This window comes from Candidatus Poribacteria bacterium (assembly GCA_026706025.1).
In the GTDB taxonomy this organism is placed as follows: Bacteria; Poribacteria; WGA-4E; order WGA-4E; family WGA-3G; genus WGA-3G.
This window is the reverse complement of record JAPOZO010000081.1, coordinates 52359-58926: the sequence shown is the minus strand read 5'-3', so window position 1 is coordinate 58926 and position 6568 is coordinate 52359. Positions and strand designations below refer to the sequence as shown.

The window sequence follows — 6568 nt, the reverse complement described above, 5'->3', positions numbered from 1 at the left end:
CGAGAGTATACCTAAAATATCAGAAAATGTATACTTATTTATTGGGTTCACCATAGTTTCGGTTTTTGAACAGATTTTCCGGTTCCAACGAAGTGCGTTGTACCCAAGAAGCCCTGGCATCCAACAACGGTTCTTGGATGCCAGAACTGGTTCAGAAGGAGACCCGAATGGTTCTGACCTCCGTGCTTAACGCGAATTGTGCTTCGCTAACGATTTGGTAAACCGCGGACTCCCTGAACGCCCCAATCCATAGAAAGCACTTGGTCTACAGGCAAAGATTCACCTGCGGGTACTCGCTCTGTCCCATTTGTGTCGTAAATAGGACCGGCAAAGACTTCTAGTTCTCTTGCCGCGATTTTTGCTGACAGTTCACGAGCCCGTTGCTGTGCTTCACCACTGACAGCAGGTCCGAAGGGGGCTAATTCAGCATAGCCCTCTTTTAATCCACCACTAATATGACCGCTTTTCCAAGTTTTGTCAATGACCGATCTTGTAACATTCTCGTAGAGATTTGTCCAACCCCAAACAGACCCGGTTATCCATCCTTTTGGCGCAAAACTTGAGAGATCAGCATGTTGTGAAAGAGAGTAGATGCCAGCCCGTTCAGAAGCTTGGACTCCAGCAATTCCACTGTCGACCAAGATATAGACTAATCCGATGCCTTTACTGACAAGACCATTTACCGCTTCAGTTTCAGCAGCTGGATTGTACCAACTATTGGTGAAAATCGTGTCAACAGTGATATCCTTGTTGACACTCTGCGCTCCTAATGCAAAGGCATTAATTATCCAAAGCACTGGCGGAATCGGATGCGATGTTACAAAGCCGAATTGGGTATTTTCCTTTGATGTCATGGCGGCGGCAACACCGGCGACATACGCTACCTCCCACATGTTAGAACCATAGGTTCCAAGATTTGTGGCCTGTTTACCGCCCAAACAGTGCATAAATGTCACGCTCGGATTCTTCTCTGCCACTCGTAAAGCTGACTCAAGGTAACCGTAGGAAGTTGCGTAGATGAGCTCCGCCCCTTCGTCGATCATACGCTGCATGATTCGCTCTGCTTCTGCAGTCTCGGGGATGTTCTCAGCAACCACGGTGTGAACCTTATGTCGGAGTCTCGCTTCCATAGCAAGCCTCCCTTGGTTGTGCTGGTAATTAAAGCCCCAATCTGACGTTGGTCCCACCAGAACAAATCCAACTTGGAGTTTGTCTGATTCTTTGTCAAATCCAAAACTTGGAGCACTGGGACCTGGGACAGGCTCAGGGGTTGGTTTCAACGTCCATACAAGGACACCGGCAATCGCTGCAACGATAATGATTACCAGTATGTTGGTTAGGATACGCGATCCGGATCGATCGCTTGATGGTGTTGTTTGAGCCACAATAAAAACCTCCCTTGGAAATTACAAATATGTACGAGAGTTTCGCACATTTAGATTTTGGCCGATTGGTATTAATGAAGGGAACGTCAATCGCCCTGGTAGTGTTCTTGCGTTAATCACCAAATTTTGGACAATTCGTTTGTGTTTGTAGCGTTTTCAAGTGACTCGATATTTTTCTACGAGTTCCATATCCAGAGCAAACCCTGAGAAAAATATAACAAGCTCTGCTACAGATGCACAGACTAACAATCTATGCTACGGAAGAGGGTATCCAAGCGGCCCCTTGGTCTCTTTTAAAATTGTCCAAACTTTAGTTTAATCACTGGAGCATATTAAATTCCTTAGCAAGTGCAGCTGGCATGCCTCGTCTTTTATCAATAAACGTTACAAAGGTTAAAGCCAGTACCGCAAAAATATAAGGCAAAGCTGCCAAAATATAAGGCGAGATTGTAATCCCTGAAGCCTGTAGATTGAGGTGCAGCACAATTAACATACCAAAGAGATACGTCGTCAATAGCACACGTAAAGGATGCCATCCGGCAACAATCACTAAACCTATGGCAATCAGACCTTGGCCAGCAGTCATCCTTTCAGCCCATAGTTGTGTATAGGCTAAGGAAAGGTGTGCACCGCCTATCCCCGCGAGAAAACCACCTAGGATAACTGCAAGGGTTCGGCTTCGTTGAACGGGGACACCCTGAGCATAGGCTGCGTTGGGTTCTTCACCGACTGCCCGAACCTGTAGACCAAAACGAGTCTTGTAAAGTAGGAACCACACCGCAGCAGCAACAAATACTGTCAGATACACAAGGATATCATGCTGAAAGAGCACCTTGCCTAAAACAGGTAGATCTTTAAGGAATGGGATACCCCAGTTGTCTATTCCGGAAAAACGGACACCCACATAGGGACGACCGAGGAAGCCGGAGAGCCCCGTTCCCACGATGGACAGTCCGATACCGCTGACAAGCTGATTTCCATTGAGATAGATCGTTATGAAAGCGTGAACTGCTGCGAGTGTAGATGCTGCGAGTCCGGCGGCAAGTAAGGCGAGTGCCGGAATCCCGGTTTTCACTTGTACCACTACACCGACCATTGCCCCCATCAGCATCATTCCTTCAACCCCAAGGTTCATTACCCCGGATCGCTCTGAAAGCGTTTCCCCAATCGCAGCAAAAGCGATTGGTGTGCCGCTACGAATAGCACCAGCGAGTACTGCCAACAATAAGCCGCCCCATGCGATCTGATCGTTCATCTCGCCTCCTCTGCAAACGTTCTTTTGGTTCGCCAGAAAGACTCACCGACAAGAAAGGTCAGGAAAGCTAAACCTACAAAGATGTCCACTGTTGATGACGGAAGACCAGCAGTGAGTTGCAACGCATCAGCTCCTGAATAGAGCCCTCCTACAAAGAAAGCCACCGGTATGATAACTATAGGGTTATTTCTTGCCAACCACGCCACCAGAAACCCTGTATAACCATAGCCAGGGGAAATTCCAGGACGTAGGCGATTTTGAACGACAGACACTTCACCGAGTCCCGCGAGTGCTGCCATCGCTCCGCCAACTGCCATGAGTACTACGATATATTTCGCTGCATTAATGTGCGCGTATCTTGCTGTTCTTGGATTTGCTTCAATCAAACGGATGGATCTCCCCCAAGTGGTATATTGCCAAATAAAATAAACGATACCCACTGCAACGAAGCCTAGCAAAATACCGAGATGGATGTTTGATTTACCAAAGGTTGGGAGTACTGCCCACTCGGGGAAAGGTGCAGAATAGGGCCAGCCAAAGGCATTGGGATCTTTCCACGGCCCGTGAACCAAGTGTTCAACAAAAAAGATTGCTACGTAGTTTAGCATCAGGCTAACCAGAATTTCATTGACTTGAAAACGGGCCCGCAGGAGTCCGGGAATCATCCCCCACAACGCTCCTCCAACCATTGCGGCTATTATAATGAAAGGAATCATCATAACATGCGGCAACCATGGGGCATAAAGGACTAAAGCAGTAGCCGCGATGGCACCGCAATGGAGTTGACCTTCACCACCAATATTATAAAGTCCCGCTCTTGTTGGAATAGCGACTGCTAAAGCACACAAGAAAATCGGTGTCATTCGTGTAATTGCTTCTGTAAGTCCGAGGGGATTACCGAAGCCGCTTACGATAACTGCCCAGAAGATAGAAACAGGATTCTTGCCTACTGCACGAAGTAGGATGGCCATCAACAACGGAGCTACCAGCAACGAAACTATCGTAAAAACCCGCTGCCTATCCCAACGATTTATCCAGCCACTCGGTTGCATTCTGAAACTCCATGATAGGTTTTGGTTGTCCTGGCAAGGCCCCTTGTTTAGAGAACGTGTCTATTCCGCTCATTGCAAGACCAATTGAATTTCGGACATCAAGGGCAGCGTTAAAGGTCCCCACGATATGTCCCTCAAATAGCACAGCAATTCTATCGCATAAGACAAGTAGTTCATCCAAATCTTCTGATACGAGAAGGACAGCGGCACCTGCGTCTGCTTGCTGTGTTATCTCTCGATGCACAAAATCTACAGTCGCAACGTCTAGGCCCGCGGTGGGATTTACTGCGATAATAAGATTGGGGTGATTCGCCAACTCGCGAGCGAGCAATATTTTTTGAATGTTGCCGCCAGAAAGCGTCGAAGTTTTGACGTTAGGATCAGATGGTTGGATGCCGAATTTTTCAATCTTTTTTTTCGCTTCGGATTCTAATCGAGGCTTGTTCATTAGTGGCCCGAATGAGAAACCGTCCTGTCGAAAATCACGCATGTTCAGATTTTCTTCAACAGTAAGGGGCAGCGCGACTCCAACGCCTCGACGATCCCCTGGTATAAATCCAATTCGGTGGTCTTGGGTTGGCGGTAAATGGAGATCCCCATCAAATTGAGTTGTTCCTGTTAAAGCGGCAACCAGTTCGTCTTGTCCATTGCTGCTAATTCCAGCAACACCTAGAATTTCACCAGCTTGGATTTTGAAGGAGGCATCAGTCAGCCCGGCTGGACAAGATATTGGGGCAACCGTAAGGTTCCGAACCTCTAAGGCGAGCTCGCTTTCGTACCTATCATTCTTCTTTCGACGATCAGGCACACCTATTTCAAAGGGACGACCGACCATAAGTTCCGCCAAATCTGCTTCGCTTAGTTCGGCTGCTTCTTGTGTCGCGACAACTTGGCCACGCCGCAGAACGGTGACTCTGTCAGCGATTGCTTTCACATGGTCAATTTTGTGAGTGACAAGGAATATAGTGTGTCCAGACTCGGCAAACTCTTGCAGATGTACAAAGAGACGTTCAGCTTCTTTTGGGGCGAGAATAGAGGTCGGTTCATCTAAGACTAGGACCTTTGCACCTTCCAATAGCAATCGGAAAATCTCAACGCGCTGCCGCTCACCCATAGAAAGTTGTGAAACATTCACATCTGGGCGAATATCAAAACCTAAATGATCTGCTGAATCCATAAGATGCTGGTTCCACTGTTTTGACTTCAAAACCCAAGGTGTACTGGAGGAACCTAAGGCAAGGTTTTCACCAACAGTCAACGCCGGAATCAACGAAAAGTGTTGATGTACCATACCGATGCCAGCTAATTTAGCATCCTTAGGACTATGAAATACCATTTCTTGACCATCAATTTCAATCCGTCCGGTATTTGGAGTGTGGAAACCAGCGAGTATTTTCATCAAAGTAGTCTTCCCTGCCCCATTCTCACCCAGAATAGCATGAATTTCACCCGCCTTTGCTTCACAAGTGATTCCCTGATTGGCGATGACTCCGCCGGGAAATTGCTTGGTTATGTTTAGAAGACGAACGCTCATTTCACTAATGGAGATAACCGTTTTCTTAACATGTGGTAATTCCTTACCGTTAAACTCCATTACATGGGATTCACGTGGCGTTTCTTTTATAATTGTTTGCGGTTTAACACGGTTCATTTACTTTACTCCAACCAGCATTTTCCAGCAATTCATCAAAATCTCAAGCACATCTATATTTTAATTTTTACACTGTCCATATTGTAGCAAAAAACATGCCATAACCAAAAGCAATTGTGCTGCATATATGTAACAAGTAGAATCTTTTTATTAAGTCTGATGCAATAAGTCTGTTGTCACATAATGTTTTGAGGAGTCTACCACATGAAAATATAGAAATAATTAGGCGAAAATCGCATAAGCAACAAATATCAAGACGAAAACAGATATGTTATTTATGGTGTCTAATTTGATACCACAGATAACAAATTGGGAAATATGGGAGGATAGCAATAGGTAGGTAGGAAAATTTTGGCGCAAATATAGGGGCGATGAAGCGCCCTACTACGAACGCTTGTCTGTTATGACATAGGTATATAGGTTATCATCAGCTTTGCTATATATGAGTGGCTAAGATGCTCGCTCGACCTGTTCCATCAGTTGTACCAATTTTTGCGGGTCTTTGACCCCTTTCGAGGCTTCAACACCGGAACAGAGATCTATACCGTGCGGACGGATCGTCTCAATCGCGGTCTTGACGTTCTCTGGACGAATCCCACCTGCAAAGAAGACCGGTAACGGACTTTCCGCGATGAGTTCAGCGGCGATATTCCAATCACAAGTTTTGCCGGTACCACCATATCTCGGTTTCTCCAGACTCATGTCAACACTATCAAATAAAAGGAAGTCAGCACCGGCATCCCTATAGGCTTGCATCTCAGCACGGACAGCAGGCATATCCACATTCTCAGGACTCCCTGCAGGTAGATAAACCGACTTCCAGAGTTGACATGCCACAGTATTTTTAAGTGCTTCAACCTGTTGTGGCGACTCTTGCCCAAGAAGTTGAACGGCGAACGGGTGAACCTGCGACACCACCGCTTGGATGTCGGATGTCGTACGATTGTATAGTAAAAGAACGGTTGGGATAGGGCTCTCGCTTGCGATTTCGACGGCTTCGGCAGTGGCGCGTGTCCGTTCAGATACGGCAACATCAACTAACACACCGGCATAATCCGCGCCCGCGTCAGCGGCAAGTCGAGCATCATGGATAGAGGTTATGCCACAGATTTTGACACTGCAGCGGGATTCCTTAGACATTTTTTAATTTTACCTTGCGGTTAAGCGGAGTGGACTGGAACTTTGACGTTCTTTTCTCAAACTCGCTCTCCATTTCATTACGAGC

At 46.7% G+C, this 6568-nt stretch carries 6 protein-coding genes; 1 reads left to right on the top strand and 5 read right to left on the bottom strand.

Features of this window, described 5'->3' with window-relative positions; genetic code table 11:
- On the top strand, nt 1-190 hold a 190-nt coding region (locus tag OXH00_20480), incomplete at its 5' end, for a hypothetical protein (GenBank protein MCY3743396.1).
- Nucleotides 191-206: 16 nt separating this feature from the next.
- Here OXH00_20480 and OXH00_20475 read toward each other — a convergent pair.
- The 5 genes from OXH00_20475 to OXH00_20455 all read right to left on the bottom strand — a co-directional run bounded on the left by OXH00_20475 (nt 207) and on the right by OXH00_20455 (nt 6483).
- Nucleotides 207-1385, bottom strand: a complete 1179-nt coding sequence (locus OXH00_20475) for a BMP family ABC transporter substrate-binding protein (protein MCY3743395.1) — start codon at nt 1383-1385, stop codon at nt 207-209.
- A 319-nt stretch (nt 1386-1704) separates the two neighbouring features.
- Nucleotides 1705-2640: an ABC transporter permease gene (locus OXH00_20470; GenBank protein MCY3743394.1), complete on the bottom strand. Its 936-nt coding sequence runs from the start codon at nt 2638-2640 to the stop codon at nt 1705-1707.
- Nucleotides 2637-3611, bottom strand: a complete 975-nt coding sequence (locus OXH00_20465) for an ABC transporter permease (protein MCY3743393.1) — start codon at nt 3609-3611, stop codon at nt 2637-2639. The genes OXH00_20470 and OXH00_20465 overlap by 4 nt, the downstream gene beginning before the upstream one ends.
- A gap of 46 nt (nt 3612-3657) precedes the next feature.
- A complete protein-coding gene (locus tag OXH00_20460) occupies nt 3658-5343 on the bottom strand; it encodes an ABC transporter ATP-binding protein (GenBank protein MCY3743392.1) in 1686 nt (561 codons plus the stop codon).
- 450 nt (nt 5344-5793) lie between these two features.
- A complete protein-coding gene (locus OXH00_20455; protein ID MCY3743391.1) occupies nt 5794-6483 on the bottom strand; it encodes a phosphoribosylanthranilate isomerase in 690 nt (229 codons plus the stop codon).
- Nucleotides 6484-6568: the final 85 nt, after the last annotated feature.

Coding starts and splice junctions, on each gene's coding strand:
- OXH00_20470 (MCY3743394.1), bottom strand. CDS start 2,640: ATGAACGATCAGATCGCATGGGGCGGCTTATTGTTGGCAGTACTCGCT.
- OXH00_20465 (MCY3743393.1), bottom strand. CDS start 3,611: ATGGCCATCCTACTTCGTGCAGTAGGCAAGAATCCTGTTTCTATCTTC.
- OXH00_20460 (MCY3743392.1), bottom strand. CDS start 5,343: ATGAACCGTGTTAAACCGCAAACAATTATAAAAGAAACGCCACGTGAA.
- OXH00_20455 (MCY3743391.1), bottom strand. CDS start 6,483: ATGTCTAAGGAATCCCGCTGCAGTGTCAAAATCTGTGGCATAACCTCT.